Source organism: Pseudomonas sp. PSPC3-2, from assembly GCF_049897085.1.
Taxonomy (GTDB): Bacteria; Pseudomonadota; Gammaproteobacteria; order Pseudomonadales; family Pseudomonadaceae; genus Aquipseudomonas; species Aquipseudomonas paraveronii.
This window is the reverse complement of sequence record NZ_JAFCVO010000001.1, coordinates 169,018-185,153: the sequence shown is the minus strand read 5'-3', so window position 1 is coordinate 185,153 and position 16,136 is coordinate 169,018. Positions and strand designations below refer to the sequence as shown.

Here is a 16,136-nt window from a genome sequence, read left to right as displayed (position 1 = left end):
GAATGTCCGATGTCCCTCTCCTCTGCCTGGCGCTTGTCCCCCCTCGCCGCCGCCCTGCTGATCTGCTCCGAAGCCCACGCGCTGGAACTGCCACCCCAAGTCATCACCGCCAACCCGTTGGGCAGCGAGCAACTGGCTTCACCGACCACCGTGCTGGAAGGCGACGACCTGACCCTGCAACAAAAAGGCAGCCTCGGCGAAACCCTGAACAAGCAGCCGGGCGTGTCGTCGTCCTACTTCGGCCCGGGCGCCAGCCGACCGATCATTCGCGGCCAGGATGGCGACCGCATTCGCGTCCTGCGCAACGGCGTGGGCGCGCTGGATGCCTCGTCGCTGTCCTACGACCACGCCGTGCCGCTGGACCCGGTCAACGTCGACCGCATCGAAATCGTGCGTGGCCCGGCAGCCCTGTTGTACGGCGGCAGCGCCATCGGCGGCGTGGTCAACACCTTCGACAACCGCATCCCCACTGAAGCCATCGAAGGCATCCACGGCGCCGCTGAATTACGCTACGGCGGCGCCGACACCACGCGCAGCAGCGCCGGCAAGCTCGAAGCCGGCAACGGCACCTTCGCCCTGCACCTGGACGCCAATGCGCGGCAATTCAATGACCTGAAAATCCCGGGCCAGGCCCGCAGCCGCCACGCCCCGGAGGCCGAAGACGGCCCCGGCAAAAACGGCCGCCTGGGCAACAGCGACGGGCGCCAGGACGGCGGAGCGCTGGGCGGTTCCTACACCTGGGACGACGGTTATGCCGGGCTGTCCTACAGCACCTACGACAGCAACTACGGCTCACCCGCCGAGCAGGCGGTGCGCATCCGCATGAAGCAGGACCACTACGCGTTTGCCTCCGAGATCCGCAACCTGCAAGGCCCGTTCACCTCGGTGAAACTCGACGCTGGCTACACCGACTACGAACACCGCGAAATCGAAGGCGGCGAAACCGGCACGATCTTCAAAAACAAGGGCTACGAAGCACGGGTTGAAGCGCGCCACCAGCCGCTCGGCCCGTTCGACGGCGTGATCGGCGCACAAGTGACCCGCAACGAGTTCTCGGCCCTCGGCGCAGAAGCCTTCGTGCCCCAGACCGACACCAACGCCGGCGCGCTGTTTATCCTCGAAGAAATGCAGGCCACCGAGCGCCTGAAACTCAGCCTCGGCGGGCGCCTGGAGCACACCAGCGTCGACCCGGACGGCAAAGGCAACGCACGTTTCGCCAATGCCAACAAAACCAACGACTTCACCGCCGGCAGCCTATCGTCCGGCGCGGTCTACACCCTCACGCCAATCTGGTCCCTGGCCGCAACCCTGGGCTACACCGAACGCGCGCCGACCTTCTACGAGCTGTACGCCAACGGCGCCCACGTCGCCACCGGCACCTACGAATTGGGCGACGCCAACCTGAAAAAAGAAAAAGCCGTGTCCAGCGACCTGGCCCTGCGCTTTGACAACGGCACGCACAAAGGCAGCTTCGGCGTGTTCTACAGCCGCTTCTCCAACTACATCGGCCTACTGGGCACAGGTCGCACATTGAACGACGAAGGTGAAGAAGACGCAGCCGGCATCCCTGAATACAAATACTCGGGAGTACGCGCCCGTTTCGCCGGCTTTGAAGCCCAGGATCACTGGAAACTCGGCGAAAGCGCCTACGGCAAATTCGCGCTGGAACTGTCGGGCGACTACACCCGCGCCACCAACCTCGACACCGGCGAAGCCCTGCCACGCATTGCGCCCCTGCGCCTGAACAGCGGCTTGCTGTGGGAACTGGACCGCTGGCAAGCACGCATCGACATCGAACACGCCGCTGGACAAGGCCGCGTGCCGACCAACGAAAGCGGCACCGACGGCTACACCACGTTAGGCGCCAGCGCCGGCTATCGCTTCAACGTCGGCGGCAGCCAGTGGCTGGCCTTCGTCAACGGCGAAAACCTGACCAACCAGACCGTGCGTTACGCCAGCTCGATCCTGCGCGACATCGCCCCGGCAGAAGGCAGAAGCGTGCAATTTGGCCTACGCACCACCTTCTAACCACCCAAAAAAACGCCGCTATGGAGATCCAAATGTGGGAGGGGGCTTGCCCCCGATAGCAGTGTGTCAGCCAATACATGCATGACTGATCCACCGCTATCGGGGGCAAGTCGAATCGTCGCACCGCCCCTCCCACATTTTTGACCGGATTCGGCTTCCAGGATCAGGTCGGCTATAAGGCCGCCTCGCTTTGCCTTTGGCTTTGGCTTTTGATCTTAGGCGCCCCGTTAAACCACGCTGGCCGAACGCAGGCTTGAATCCGTGGGTAACCCGGCAGGACGCCGGGTTAGCCGTCCTGGGCCAAGGATGGCCCATGACGGCGGCCCACGGATTCAAGCCTGCGTTCGGCCACACCGAGCCTAAGCGAGGTGCCGAGTGGTGGGGCAAGAGCGTTTGGGTTACTTTTGCGCTTTTCAAAAGTGACCCGCCGTAAGGGCGGAACCATAAGCCGCCGTTACCAAAGAAACGGATATACACCCCACTCCCCGGGCTGACTACAAGGCCGCCACACCAGCAAACTCCCCCCGTTTAACAGCGACAATCCGTCACTGTTACCAAATCCGAAATAATGCATCTTACGATTTTCGCTTTCTCTCAACGCCCCAGCGCATTATCCTTGGCGGCAATAACCTGAAACGATTCACCCTCGGTCGACCCCATCTTGCCGATTAACCCTCGCCATAAAGACAGCGCTGTCTCACACCCTTGCGCGCCTGGGGATAAATCGCCCGCCTGTGGATAACCCCCGCTATCCCCAGAAAAACCAATTAACGCTGAACCAAGCCCGTGCCAAATCGTCATCTACAGTGAAGCAACACGGGGATACATAATTCCAACGTCACGGAGAAACACACTATGAGCACTGATGGTGCCTCAAGCCCAAGCCGCCTGCTGCCCAGGCTGCTAGGCGTCTTGCTGCTGATCATGGGCCTCGCCCTGCTGGCCGGTGGTATCAAACTGAGCCTACTCGGCGGGTCGCTGTACTACCTGCTAGCCGGTATCGGCATCACCCTGACCGGCCTTCTGCTGCTGGCCACCCGCCGCGCCGCGCTGGGCCTGTACGCACTGGTGCTGTTCGCCAGCACCGTGTGGGCACTGTGGGAAGTCGGCCTGGACTGGTGGCAGTTGGTGCCGCGCCTGGCGCTGCTGTTCGCCCTGGGCATCATCATGCTGCTCCCATGGTTTCGCCGCCCGTTGCTGCGTGGCCAACCAGCACCGCTGGGCACCGGCGCGCTAAGCGTGGCCGTGGTCCTGGCCGGCGCTGCTGCCGTGGCCAGCCAATTCACCCACCCTGGTGAAATCAAAGGCCAACTGGACCGCGACGCGGTGCCAGGCATGGCCAGCGCTGCGCCAACCCAAGCCGATGGCGACTGGAACGCCTACGGCCGTTCGGCCTACGGCGATCGCTACTCGCCCCTGGCACAGATCACCCCGGAAAACGCCCACAAGCTGGTGCCAGCCTGGACCTTCCGTACCGGCGACATTCCTGGCGCAGGCGACCCCGGTGAAACCACCGCGGAAAACACCCCGCTGAAAGTCAACGGCATGCTCTACGTGTGTACGCCGCACAGCCAGGTGATTGCCCTCGACCCGGATACCGGCAAGGAAATCTGGCGTTTCGATCCGAAGATCACCACCCAAGGCGCCGAGAGCTTCAAGGGTTGGGCGCACATGACCTGCCGTGGCGTGTCCTATCACGATGACGCCGCCTATGCCTCCGAGCAGAGCCCAACCGGCAGCGCCAGCCCGGCTGCCGCGCCGAACGCCTGCCCGAAACGCATCTTCGTACCGACCGCCGACACCCGCCTGATCGCCCTGAACGCCGACACCGGCAAGATGTGCGAAGACTTCGGCGACAAAGGCCAGGTCGACCTGCGTGCCAATATCGGCAGCTTCGCCCCAGGCGGTTACTACTCCACCTCGCCACCGGCCGTGACCAAAAACCTGGTAGTGATCGGCGGTCACGTCACCGATAACGTCTCCACCGACGAGCCCAGCGGCGTGATCCGTGCGTTCGACGTACACACCGGCAAGCTGGTGTGGAACTGGGACAGCGGCAACCCGGACGACACCACCCCGTTGGCCGAGGGCAAGATCTACACCCGCAACTCGCCGAACATGTGGTCCATGTTCGCCGTGGATGAAAAACTCGGCATGCTTTACCTGCCGATGGGCAACCAGATGCCCGACCAATACGGCGGCGACCGTACCGAAGACTCGGAAAAATACAGCGCCGGCCTGACCGCCCTGGACATCGACAGCGGCCACGTGAAGTGGACCTTCCAGTTCACCCACCATGACCTGTGGGACATGGACGTGGGCGGCCAGCCGTCGCTGATCGACATCAAGACCGACGCCGGCGTGAAGCAAGCGGTGATGGCGTCGACCAAACAAGGCAGCATCTACGTGCTGGACCGCGCCACGGGCCAGCCAGTGGTGCCGATCCACGAAGTGGCCGTACCGCAAGGCGCCGTCGCGGGCGATCACACCTCGCCGACGCAACCGAAGTCTGACCTGAACTTCATGCCACCGCCGCTCAAAGAGCGTGACATGTGGGGCGTGACCCCGTTCGACCAGATGCTGTGCCGCATCGATTTCAAATCCATGCGCTACGACGGTGCTTTCACTCCACCATCGCTGCAAGGTTCGATCGTCTACCCGGGTAACTTCGGCGTGTTCGACTGGGGCGGCATTTCCGTCGACCCCGTGCGCCAGATCGCCTTCGTGAACCCGAGCTACATGGCGTTCAAATCGAAACTGATCCCGGCCGCCGACATCGCCAAGCAGGGCCCACGCGTCAGCGAAACCGAAGGCGTGCAGCCAAACAAAGGCGCGCCCTACGGCGTGATCCTCGAAGCGATGCTGTCGCCGATGGGCCTGCCGTGCCAGGCGCCAGCGTGGGGTTATGTGGCGGCGGTCGACCTGACCACCCACAAAACCATCTGGATGCACAAGAACGGCACCGTGCGCGACAGCTCGCCGGTTCCGGTCCCGCTGACCATGGGCGTGCCTAGCCTGGGCGGCACCTTCACCACCGCCGGTGGCGTGTCCTTCCTGAGCGGCACCCTCGACCAGTACCTGCGTGCCTATGACGTGAAAAACGGCAAGCAACTGTGGGAAGGTCGCCTGCCAGCCGGTGCGCAAACCACACCGATGACCTACACCGGCAAGGACGGCAAGCAGTACGTGCTGGTCATGGCCGGCGGTCACGGTTCCCTGGGCACCAAGCAGGGTGACTATGTGATGGCGTTCAAACTGCCGGATTAAGCGTTACCGGCAGCACAACAAAGGCGGCTTCCCTTGCGGGTAGCCGCCTTTTTTACTGCGTTTTTTTCACAGCAGAACGTGTTCGCGCCGCATCCACCGCTCGAACGCCATCGCGGTCAACGGCCGGCTGATCAAGTAACCCTGGGCGGTGTCGCAATTCCACTGTTTGAGCAGCGCCAGGCTGGGCTCGAACTCAACCCCCTCGGCCACCACCTTGAGCCCCAGGTTGTGGCTCATTTCGATGGTGGAGCGCACGATCACGCCGTCGCCGCTGGTGCTGTCGAGGTTGCGCACAAAGGACTGGTCGATCTTCAGTTCCTGCACCGGCAGGCGCTGCAATTGCGCCAGCGACGAATAGCCGGTGCCGAAGTCATCCACCGACAGGCTGATGCCGCAGCCGCGCAGTTGTTCCAGCACGCGGAGCGCCTGTTGCGGGTTGTGCATGATCGCGCTTTCGGTGATCTCAAAAATCAATTGCTGGGCCAGTACGCCGTATTGCAGCAGCAAGGCAGTGACGCGAATCGCCAGGTCGTCATCGGCCAAGTCGTCCACCGAAATATTCACCGACAGTTGGATATGCAGACCACTGCGCGCCCACTCGGCGATCTGGCGGATGGCTTCTTCGATCACCCACAACGTCAGGCTGCCTATGCTGCCGGTGCGTTCGGCCAGGGGGATGAATTCGACAGGCGACACCAGGCCCAGGGTCGGGTGCTGCCAGCGCAGCAAAGCCTCGGCCTGGCGCACATGGCCGTGCTTGAGGTCGAGCTTGGGCTGATAGCACAGGAATAACTCACCTTCGAGGGCGGCGCGGCGCAGGTCGCGGATCAGCGTGATTTGGCGCTGGTGCGCCAGGTCGCGGTCCTGCCGGTAGATCTGCAGATAGCCGGGCAAGGCCGCCGCATCATGGCGGGCAATGGCGGCGCGGCTGATCAGTTCGTCGACCTGCTGGCCGTCGGTGGGGTACGCGGCGATGCCGATGCTCACTTCATGGCGCAGTTCGTCGTTGCCGATGCGCTGGGGTTCGGTGATCAGCGCATAGAGACGGTCGGCACGGGCCACGGCGCGGTCGATCTGGGTGTTTTCCAGCAGCACCAGAAACTCGCTGCCGGTGATGCGCGCCGCCGTGTCGCTGGCCAGCAGGCTCATGGACAAACAGCGGCTGGCTTCGCGGAGCATTTGCTCGACGCCTTGCGGGCCGAAGCCTTCATTGATCAACCGGTAGTTTTCAATCCCCAGGTACAGCAACACCACCGGGCGCTGCGCACTGATCGCACTGCCCAGGCGCTCCATGGCCAGGGCCCGATTGGGCAGACCGGTGAGCGGGTCATGCAGGGCGTTATGGGCCAGTTGCCGTTCGCGCACGGCAATCCCGCTTTGCATGGCGTTGAAGGCGCGGGCCAGCAGGCCGAATTCATCGTTGCCGCGCACCCGCACCGGCGTGCGGTAGTCACCGGCGCCGATGCGTTCGGCGGCCTCCACCAACGCATTGAGCGGGCGCGACACCCGCCGCGCCAGAAACAACGCGCCGGCCAGCGACATCAGCAGCACCGCCAAGGCAATCCCGAGAAATTGCCGGCCCAGCGGCGCAAAGGCTTCCAGAGCATGGTCCAGCGGGCTTTGCAGCAGCACCCGCACTTCATCGCCATCGCCGGTGTTGGCCAGTGACAGCACATGGCTGAGCACGCGTTCGCCGTAGAACAGATCGATCTGCGCCTCGGGGTTGGGGTGTGGGTCACGCAGCAGGCTGAGCAGGGTGGCCTGGTAGCCATCGGGCTGAGTGCTGAGCAGTGCGCCGGGGCGTGTGCCTTGCACACTGAGGAACGACACGTCGAGGTTGCTCATGGAGCGCAGTTCATTGGCGAACAGCGTGTCCATGGGAAAGCCCATGACGACGCGGGCGACGGGCAGCGGGTCGAGCACTTCGTCTTGCACCAGCAAATAGGGGCGCCCGTCCATCGCCACGATCAGCATTTGCAGGCCACTGCGGCGTGCCTGGCGCAGTGCTGCGTCGTAAGGAAACGGTTGACCGCTGGAGAGCATAGGCAAGGTACTGACCATCACCTTGCCATCGAGCCCCAGCACAAACACTTCGCTGGCACGAATGCCGGTCCCGTGTTGCCGCAGAGCGGCCAGGATCGGCGCGGCCTTGCCTGCGAGCACAGCGTGTTTGAACGGGCCGTCAGCGGTGAGCCAGTCGAGCCCGTATTGCAAGCGGCGCCCGCGCAAGTCCAGCAGGCGCTCGAACACTTGGGTGCCGGTTTTCAACTGGACCCGCGCCTGGTTCTCCACGGCGCGGCTGGTGGTAGCCTTGACCGCGAAGTAGGTGCCGGCAACCACCAGCAACAACAACAGGGCCAGCACCCCGGCAATACGGGTCTGAAACGTGTGACGCCACGGCATGGCCGCGCCCCGCGCAAGCGTGCGCCTCTCGATGCCATTGCGTCCCTTTGTCATGTGCCTTCCTTGCGACGACCGGCTCTGCGTCAAAAAAACATCTATTTTTAGAAGATGTTGGGTTTGAGCAGATTAGCTGGGAGTTCAGGCAAGCGCACACAATAAAATCGGGATATTTCGCGTCATATTATTGGCGACAGGCGGTTGGCCGGCATCACCCTCGCGCGCGCATGAAATCCCCCCAGCGCCGCACCAGGTAGTTGTGTTCATCCATCACCGAATTCCACACCGCGATATGCCCCATGCGCTGTTCATAGGACCCGCCGTCGCGCACTTCGCCGATATCGATCAGCGGCAGGCCATCGCTGCCCGGTAATTCTTCCCGCGCGGGTTTACCGGCGTACCAGTAGTCCCATTCGGCGCTGGTCAAGTGATCGCGGCTGCGTGCAGGGTTGCCGATGTAGTAACCCTGGCGGGCCATCACTGCCCCCGGCCAGCCGGACAGCCACCAATTGAGGTACGCATAGGCCGCGTCGAGCACTGGGCCCTGGGCATGGCGCGACAATGACAGGCCACCGAACCAGGCGCGATAACCTTCGCGCGGCACTGCCAGGCGGTACTTCCCCCCCGCACGGTGCAGGCGCATCAGGGTCGGCGACCACAGGCTCTGGATATCGATGCTCGGGCTGAGCATCAATTGCGCGGCTTCTTCATCGTCGGACCAGAAGGCCGCGAAGTGCCCTTCTTTCTGCTTGCGCACCAGGATATCGGCGAGCACATCGATCTCTTCGATGCTCATATTGCCGATGTCCTTGAACGTCGCGAGCCCAGCGCCCTGCACCGCCAGCGCGGCATCCAGGGCGCCGATGGCGGCGTCACTTTGCAGGGCGGTGCGCGCACGCAACTGCGGGTCGAGCAACCAGCCCCAGCTTTCATTGCTGCGGCTGAAGGCCTCGGGCAAGCGCTCGGGGCGGTAGGCGAAGCTGTCGGCGTTGTGGGTCAGCGGCAACATGCTGATGCGTTCGGTGACGGTGCTGCCGAGGCTGCCATCGTGCTGCACAAACAGCCGTTCACTGGGCACGCTGCCACTGCCCAGGCAGTCGCTGGGCGACAGGCGACCGCGCTTGGGCAGGTCGTTGATCTCGTGCCACAAGGCGATGCGCCGCGTGTCGATGGGCTGGATTGCGCGGGCGGGCCACACGAAGTCGACGTTGTGGAACCACTGGTCGTACAGGTCGTAGCTGTCGGGCTGCATCACCGCGATGCGCTGGGCCTGTTCGACGTCATGCACCTGGTACACCAGGCGAATGCCCAGTTCCTGCTCGGCCCGCACGCGCAAGCATTCGAGCAAGGTCACCGAAGTGCCAAGGACTCTTAAGGTGATCATGCCGCGAACCGCCGTGAAAACGCTTCAAACGAGCGGCGCAACTGCGTGGGATCGAGGCCGCGCAGGATAAACACCAGGCGCGATTGCCGGTCGGTGCCCGGCCACGCCGGCAGGTGGACTGGCGCATGCAGGCAGTGCTGCACGCCATGAATGACGATGGGGGCCGAGCTTGCGTTCACGTTGAGCAGTCCTTTGACGCGAAGGATTCGTTCGCCATGGCATCTTAACAGCATCGATAACCACACTCCGAAACCGACCCAATCGAGCGGCTGGTCGAAGGTCAGGCAGCAGACTTGCGCGGCGCCATGGCTGGCCGTGGTGGTCCGGTGCAGTTGCCAGCGGCTGACTTCGACCGCCGGTTCGGCGCTGCGCAAGCCTTCGCCAAGCAACAGTTGATCGCCGCTGTGGATGTCGTGGGTATCCAGGATCGGCGTGCCCGGGTTCAGCGCCTGTAGGTGCAAACGCAGCGGCTCGCAGTCGTCCACCCGGTCGGTCTTGCTCAGCAGCAAGCGATCCGCCGCCGCCACCTGGGCCAGCCATTCCGGGTGCAGGCGTTCCTGCAGGGCGGCGTGGCTGGCGTCGACCAGGGTGATGACCAGGCCGATATGAAAACGCCCGCGCAGTTGCACGTCGTTGTTGAGGGTCGCAAGGATCGGCGCCGGGTCGGCCAGGCCGGTGGTTTCCAGGATCACCCGCTTGAAGGCCGGGATTTCACCGCGCTCGCGGCGTTGCAAGAGGCCGAGCAGTGCGTCTTTGAGTTCACCGCGAATCGAGCAGCAGACGCAGCCGCTGGGCAGCAGCACGGTGTCCGGCGCCACTTCTTCCACCAGCAGATGGTCGATGCCGATGTCGCCGAATTCATTGATCAGCAGCGCCGTATCGCCAAGGCTTTCGCCTTGCAGCAGGCGCGTGAGCAAGCTGGTTTTGCCAGCGCCGAGAAAGCCGGTGATCACATTCAGAGCGATGCTCATCGTTCCACCTCATACCCACCGCCGTCGGCCGGAACGCGTTGAGTGTGGCGAGGGAGCTTGCTCTCGCTGGGCTGCGAAGCGGGCCCAAAACCAAGCGACCGAGGTGTGCCAGATCCTCTTCGGACACCGCGCTGGGAGCGCTTTGCACTCCAGCGGGAGCAAGCTCCCTCGCCACAATGGGGCGTGCCTACGGAAAGCATGGTGTGTTTTCCAAGTGGTTCAGCAGTTGCGGATCAAGCGGGTCCAGTGGCCGCCCGAGCAGGGTTTCGGCCGCTTGCCAGAGTTGATCCAGGCCGCTGGCCAACGCCTGTTTGCCGGTGGCGCCCAGCAGCAGGTACGAGGCGCCCTGGAAGTCTTCGACCTTGAGCCGGAACACCGCCAACACCTGGTTGATCGCGGCGATCCGGCGCAGGCGTTCGCGGCGCCTGGGCAACTCATCGCCCAGCGGGTCGCTCCAGTGCAGGTCTTCGCCGAGCAGCCCGCAGAGTCCGCACATCGCTACACCCCGCTCATGGCATGACATCGCCGGAGTTCGGGCCCAGGGTCTGGCCGACGAACAGGTTACCGCCCGGCTCGCTGGCCAGCAGCACGGCGGTGGGCGCCACTTCGTCGGCCAGGCCGAAGCGCCCCAGGGGCAGCTCGGCGGCCTTGGCACGCTTCCAGCTGTCGCTGATGCCGCCCACCAGCGGCGTCTCGATGGGACCCGGCGCGATGGCGTTGACCAGCACGTTGTCCTTGGCGACTTCCAGCGCCAGGGATTTGGTGAAGCCGATCACACCGGCCTTGGCCGCTGCGTAATGGGTCAGCTCGGCGCCGCCCTTGATCCCCAGTTGCGAGGCGACGTTGATGATCCGCCCCCAGCCCTGCGCCAGCATGTGCGGCAAGGCACGCTGGCTGGCGACGAAGACGCTGGTGAGGTCGACGCGCAGCATGTCGTTCCACATTTCGATGGAGAGGTCGACGCAGCGCGCCTGGGTGAGCATGCCGGCGTTGTTGACCAGAATATCGATGCCGCCGAAATGCTCGACGCAACGATCGACACTGGCCCGGGCGCCTTCAACGGTGCCGACATCGGCCAGGCACTCGAACACTTCGGCGCCAAGGTTGCGGCAGGTGATGGCGGTTTCGGCGAGGCTGACGGCATTACGGTCGGCCAGCAGCAGGCGCGTGCCTTCAGCGGCGTAGGCACGGGCGATGGCGGCACCGATGCCGCTGCCGGCGCCGGTGATGACGGCGCGGCGGTTAGTCAGTTGGGGCATACAAAAACTCCTGAAAAAACACAGTACCCATGTGGGAGGGGGCTTGCTCCCGATAGCGGTGGTTCAGATAAAACAATGGTGACTGACACACCGCTATCGGGAGCAAGCCCCTCCCACATTTGAGGATCGAGTACATCCGTCAGTCGGGCCAGCGCACGGTTAAACCACCGTCGATGACGATGCTTTGCCCGGTCAGGTAGCTCGATGCATCACTGGTCAAAAACTGCACCAGCGACGCCACTTCATCCGCCCTCCCCACCCGGCCCAACGGAATCGCCCGTGCGGCCTTGGCCAAACCTTCCGGCCCGAGGGAGTTCTGCGCGTCCAGCGATTGCGGCGTCTCGATCAACCCCGGGATCACCGCATTGCAGCGAATCCCCAACGGCGCCAATTCCACCGCCAGTGAGCGGCACAATCCCGGCACACCGGCCTTGGCCGCCGCGTAATGGCTGTGCTCCTGCCAGCCATATACGCCGCCGGCAATCGACGAAATCGCCACCAGCGCGCCGCCCGCGGGCATATGCCGAGTCGCCGCGCGGAAGGTGCGCATTACCCCCGTCAGGTCGACGTTGAGCATTTCGTCCCACCGTTGATCGGTCATTTCCAGCAGCGGCGCACGGCGCAGCAGACCGGCGTTGGCCACCGCATAATCGAGGCGGCCAAAATGCTGCACGGCCTGGGCAGCCAAGGCGTCCACCGAGGCGGTATCGCCCACGTCCAGCGGCAGCATCAGGCATTCGCCAGCCGCCTGTTCCACCAGGGACACGGTGGTGCGCGGGTCATGAGGATCGGCCGGGTAATACCCGCCCACCACCGCCACGCCGTGGCGCGCATAGGCCACCGCGAGGGCTTGGCCGATGCCGCTGGCGGCACCGGTAATCAAGGCAACTTTACGCTTCATCAAACCCTCCTTACTGCACGGTTTCCGGACGCACATGGCGTGCGGCAAACATCAGCACACCGGACAAAAAGCACGGCAAGGCGCCGAACCACAGCGCGGCGGTCTGCCAGTCGCTGCCGGCGGACAACACTTGCGTCGCGCCGAAACCTGCGACCACCGCGCCAATCGGGCCCATGGCATGAATGATCGCGCCGCCGGTGGCACGGATGCTGGTGGGGAAACTTTCGCTGATAAAGAACAACGCCGCCGAGTACGGCCCGATCAGGAAGAACAGGCCCAGGCTGTACAACCCGACCACCATCGCCATGTTGCTCGGGCCGAACAGCATCCCGGCGAACGACAGCCCGCCGAGCATCCAGCCCAGGCCGATGACGTTGCGGCGGCCGATCTTGTCGCCCATCCAGCCGTGGCTGAGGTAGCCGCAGTAACCCACCAGGTTCGACAGCACGAGGATGATCAGCGAGTTCTCGAACGAGATGTGGTGAACGCTGACGATCACCGACGTGCCGAGCACGCTGAACACCTGGATCGCTGCCCAGTTGAGCAACAGCGCGGCGCCGATCACCAGGGTGGCGCGGCGGGCCGGGCCACGGAAGGCGGCTTTGAGGCCGGCTTTGCTGTGCTCGTCGTAGTCCACGCCGTAGGTCGCGGCGACGTTTTGCGCTTCGCTCACCGCGCCGCTTTTACGCAGCGCGCTGATGCGCTGATGGATCTGGAACTGCGGGCTCTCCTTGAGCTTGCGCGCCATAATCGCGATGACCACGGCCGGGATCGCGGCAAAAATGAAGCAGCCCTGCCAGCCGATGATCGGCAGCAACAGCGCGGTCAACCCCGCCGCGATCAGCGCACCGACCGGCCAGCCGCCCTGCACCAGGCTGTAGATAAACCCCCGGCGCTTGGTCAGTCGGGGATCTTGCGAGGCGCCATACAGCTCGCTCAAATACGTGGCGTTGACGGTTTCCTCGGCATAACCCAGGCCGCCCAACGAACGGATCAGGATCAGCGGCGACTTGCCCCACGCACCACCGATCGCGGTCAGCGCCGAGCACACCGCGGAGCCGGCCACGGTGAAGATAATGCCTTTGCGCCGCCCCAACTTATCGACGACGGGGCCAATGGCAAATGCCACCACCGCCGTACCCACCGCCACCCAGGTCGCGATTTCAGCTTGTTCCACCTCGCCCCAGCCGAAGTGCCGGCCGATCTCCGGCAGCAACGTGCCGAACAGGATGAAGTCGTACACCGCAAACACCCAGGCGAAAAACGCGATCCAGGTGGCGAAGCGCACTTCCTGGGACGTCAGTTGCCGGGGTTTCCAGCCAGTCAGGTCAAGCTTGTTGTAGATGGACATGGATCGCGCCTCGAGGGTGGGATGGGGTCAGGTACGCGGTTGGCGGCGGATAAAGTCATCGGCGATTTCGTCGAAGGTGACGAAGCGCACGCCGGCATGGCTCTGGATGTGTTCGATCAAGCGTTCGAGCATCAGCAGCACTTGCGGGCGGCCGGATACGTCGGGGTGGATGGTCATGGTGAACACCGCGTGTTCGTGTTCGCGGTAGACCCAGTCGAACTGATCGCGCCACATTTCTTCGAGGTGACGCGGGTTGACGAAGCCGTGGCTGTTGGGGGCTTTCTTGATGAACATCATCGGCGGCAGGTCGTCGAGGTACCAGTTGGCCGGGATCTCCACCAGGTCGGTTTCTTCGCCGCGCACCAGCGGTTTCATCCAGGTGTCGGGGTGCTGGCTGTAGTCGATTTTGGTCCAGCTGTCGCCCTTGCGCACGTAGTAGGGGTGGAAGTCGTTGTGCATCAGGCTGTGGTCGTACTTGATGCCTTTTTTCAACAGCAGTTCGTTGGTGACCTTGCTGAATTCCCACCACGGTGCGACGTAGCCGGTCGGACGTTTACCGGTCACGTGGGTGATCAGTTCGATGGACTTGTCGAGCACGATTTCTTCCTGCTCGGCGGTCATCGCAATCGGGTTTTCGTGGCTGTAGCCGTGTACGCCGATTTCGTGACCGGCGTCGGCCACCGCCTTCATCTGCGCGGGAAAGGTTTCCATCGAGTGGCCGGGGATAAACCAAGTGGTGCGCAGGCCGTAGCGCTCGAACAGTTTGAGCAGGCGCGGCGCGCCGATTTCACCGGCGAACAGGCCGCGGGAGATATCGTCTGGCGAGTCTTCGCCGCCGTAGGAACCGAGCCAGCCGGCGACGGCGTCAACGTCGACGCCGAATGCACAGAGGATGTCTTTAGCCATGGGGTGTCTCCTTAGAGAGTCAGTTGGGATTCGACGGACAGCGCAGCCCGCAACAGGCGTGCGTCTTCCCCCGTTGGGGCGATGTGGATGACGGCCGGGGGTGCCGACCGACTCGCGTGGTCGAGGGCGTGCACCGGGTCGCTGCGACCGCTGGCGAAAGCCTCGGCCATTGAAGTGGCGTCTGACATCAGGCTGATCCTCACAAAACGTACATATTAATAAAATGTACATTTTATAAAGGCAGCTTTCGTGCCAGTCTGTGTCGACGGCTTTTTCTGTGATTGCGCTTTATCGACCAGAGCGGCGGGATAGATGCTTTTGTAGGAAGCAAAAAAACCTGGCGCGGACCCTGCAGCGGGCCTTCAAGCCAATAATGTATCTTTTATTAATAAGTACATTTTGGTGCAGAAAAGTAACAGCCCTACCTTCAAGGCCCCAAAAAAGTGCCGCCGACGTGGCGCGGAGTGACAGGTACATCTATGAGAGAATCCCTGGCTGCGTCCTACATACACCCGACCTCTTTACCCCAGAGAACACGATGAAAGCAGTGTCCGCCTCGGCCTCTCGTTACGCGATGATTCACCAGCTTTTGCGTGACGCGATCGTCAACGGCACCGCCCGCCACGGGCTGGTCCTGCTCGAAGCGCCGCTGGCCGAATTGTTTGGCACCAGCCGCGTGCCGGTACGCAAGGCGCTGGACCTGCTGCATGCCGAAGGGTTGATCTGCCGTTTCAACGGGCGGGGTTACCTGATCAACCCCGAGGGCGTGGCCATGGAACCGCTGCGCCTGCCCCTGAGCCCGGCGCACCTGGGCCTGAACGACGAGGACGAACTGGTGGATACACGGCCGTTGGGCGAGCGGATCGTCGAGGAGATCGGCGCGGCGCTGTCCACCTGCATCGCTTTCGGCCATTACCGCCTGGATGAGCAAGCCGCCGCCGACCACTACGGCGTCAGCCGCGCGGTGGTGCGTGAAGCACTGATGCGCCTGCGCGACCGTGGCCTGGTCGAAAAAGAGCCCTACTCCCAATGGCTGGCAGGGCCGCTGACGGCGCGGGAAGTCACCGAAGACTACGAACTGCGCGCCTGCCTGGAGCCCGAAGCGCTGCGCCAGAGCGCGCCGAACCTTGACCGCGCGCTGCTCGAAGCCATGTTGCAACGCGTGCTCGACGCCCAGGACAGCCCACAGTGCAGCCTGGAAGCCATCGAGCAGATCGAAGAGGATTTGCACCAACGCTGCCTGGCCGGCCTGCAAAACCGCAAGATCGCCGCGCTGATCCGCCAGGGCCAGAGCCCGATGATCATCAGCCGGATTTTCTATCGCTTGCTGGGGATCGGTGCCGACCCGGCGATGCTCGCCGAACACCGCTTGATCCTGGAGTTGTTGCTGCACGGCGCGTTCGATGCGGCGGCGTTGAACCTGCGCGAGCACCTGCAACGGGCGCGGCAGCGGATGTTGCAGCGCTTGAAGGTGTTGTCGGTATTGCCGGAACAACCCCTGCCCGCCTACCTCCACAAAATCAGCTGACTGCATGCGGCTAACCCTGTGGGAGGGGGCTTGCTCCCGATAACCGTGTATCAGTCAACGTATGGGGTGACTGTCACGCCGCAATCGGGAGCAAGCCCCCTCCCACCTTGACCGGGGCTCTGCAGTAATTTCATGCAATAT

12 protein-coding genes are annotated in these 16,136 nt (G+C 63.5%); 3 read left to right on the top strand and 9 right to left on the bottom strand.

Features of this window, described 5'->3' with window-relative positions; translation table 11 throughout:
- The first annotated feature begins 9 nt into the window (after positions 1–9).
- Together ACP7CJ_RS00845 and ACP7CJ_RS00840 are read left to right on the top strand one after the other, a co-directional pair.
- Positions 10–2,028: a TonB-dependent receptor gene (locus tag ACP7CJ_RS00845; protein ID WP_276196654.1), complete on the top strand. Its 2,019-nt coding sequence runs from the start codon at positions 10–12 to the stop codon at positions 2,026–2,028.
- Between the two features lie 855 nt (positions 2,029–2,883).
- Positions 2,884–5,295 carry a glucose/quinate/shikimate family membrane-bound PQQ-dependent dehydrogenase gene (locus ACP7CJ_RS00840; RefSeq protein WP_426099646.1) on the top strand — a complete coding sequence of 804 codons (2,412 nt, stop codon included), beginning with the start codon at positions 2,884–2,886 and terminating at the stop codon, positions 5,293–5,295.
- A gap of 66 nt (positions 5,296–5,361) precedes the next feature.
- Here the strand turns inward: ACP7CJ_RS00840 and ACP7CJ_RS00835 are convergent, their stop codons facing one another.
- The 9 genes from ACP7CJ_RS00835 to ACP7CJ_RS00795 all read right to left on the bottom strand — a co-directional run bounded on the left by ACP7CJ_RS00835 (position 5,362) and on the right by ACP7CJ_RS00795 (position 14,655).
- The gene (locus ACP7CJ_RS00835; protein ID WP_426099733.1) at positions 5,362–7,698 is read right to left on the bottom strand and encodes a putative bifunctional diguanylate cyclase/phosphodiesterase; all 2,337 of its coding nucleotides are present in this window, start codon (positions 7,696–7,698) and stop codon (positions 5,362–5,364) included.
- A gap of 208 nt (positions 7,699–7,906) precedes the next feature.
- Entirely contained in the window at positions 7,907–9,079 is a 1,173-nt protein-coding gene (locus tag ACP7CJ_RS00830) for an ABC transporter substrate-binding protein (RefSeq protein ID WP_276196652.1), read from the bottom strand.
- Positions 9,076–10,050 carry a CobW family GTP-binding protein gene (locus ACP7CJ_RS00825; protein WP_426099647.1) on the bottom strand — a complete coding sequence of 325 codons (975 nt, stop codon included), beginning with the start codon at positions 10,048–10,050 and terminating at the stop codon, positions 9,076–9,078. The genes ACP7CJ_RS00830 and ACP7CJ_RS00825 overlap by 4 nt, the downstream gene beginning before the upstream one ends.
- A 187-nt stretch (positions 10,051–10,237) precedes the next feature.
- Positions 10,238–10,546, bottom strand: a complete 309-nt coding sequence (locus ACP7CJ_RS00820) for a hypothetical protein (protein WP_247408807.1) — start codon at positions 10,544–10,546, stop codon at positions 10,238–10,240.
- A 13-nt stretch (positions 10,547–10,559) separates the two neighbouring features.
- A complete protein-coding gene (locus tag ACP7CJ_RS00815) occupies positions 10,560–11,309 on the bottom strand; it encodes an SDR family NAD(P)-dependent oxidoreductase (RefSeq protein ID WP_426099648.1) in 750 nt (249 codons plus the stop codon).
- Positions 11,310–11,448: 139 nt separating this feature from the next.
- On the bottom strand, positions 11,449–12,210 hold the full coding sequence (locus tag ACP7CJ_RS00810; protein WP_276196649.1) for an SDR family NAD(P)-dependent oxidoreductase: 762 nt from the start codon (positions 12,208–12,210) through the stop codon (positions 11,449–11,451).
- A 10-nt stretch (positions 12,211–12,220) separates the two neighbouring features.
- On the bottom strand, positions 12,221–13,561 hold the full coding sequence (locus ACP7CJ_RS00805) for an MFS transporter (protein ID WP_276196648.1): 1,341 nt from the start codon (positions 13,559–13,561) through the stop codon (positions 12,221–12,223).
- Positions 13,562–13,588: 27 nt separating this feature from the next.
- Entirely contained in the window at positions 13,589–14,467 is an 879-nt protein-coding gene (locus ACP7CJ_RS00800) for a polysaccharide deacetylase family protein (protein WP_276196647.1), read from the bottom strand.
- Between the two features lie 11 nt (positions 14,468–14,478).
- On the bottom strand, positions 14,479–14,655 hold the full coding sequence (locus ACP7CJ_RS00795; RefSeq protein ID WP_247402149.1) for a hypothetical protein: 177 nt from the start codon (positions 14,653–14,655) through the stop codon (positions 14,479–14,481).
- Positions 14,656–15,005: 350 nt separating this feature from the next.
- On the opposite strand from ACP7CJ_RS00795, the gene ACP7CJ_RS00790 reads away from it, so the two are divergent.
- Positions 15,006–15,995: a GntR family transcriptional regulator gene (locus ACP7CJ_RS00790; protein WP_247402153.1), complete on the top strand. Its 990-nt coding sequence runs from the start codon at positions 15,006–15,008 to the stop codon at positions 15,993–15,995.
- Positions 15,996–16,136 lie beyond the last annotated feature (141 nt).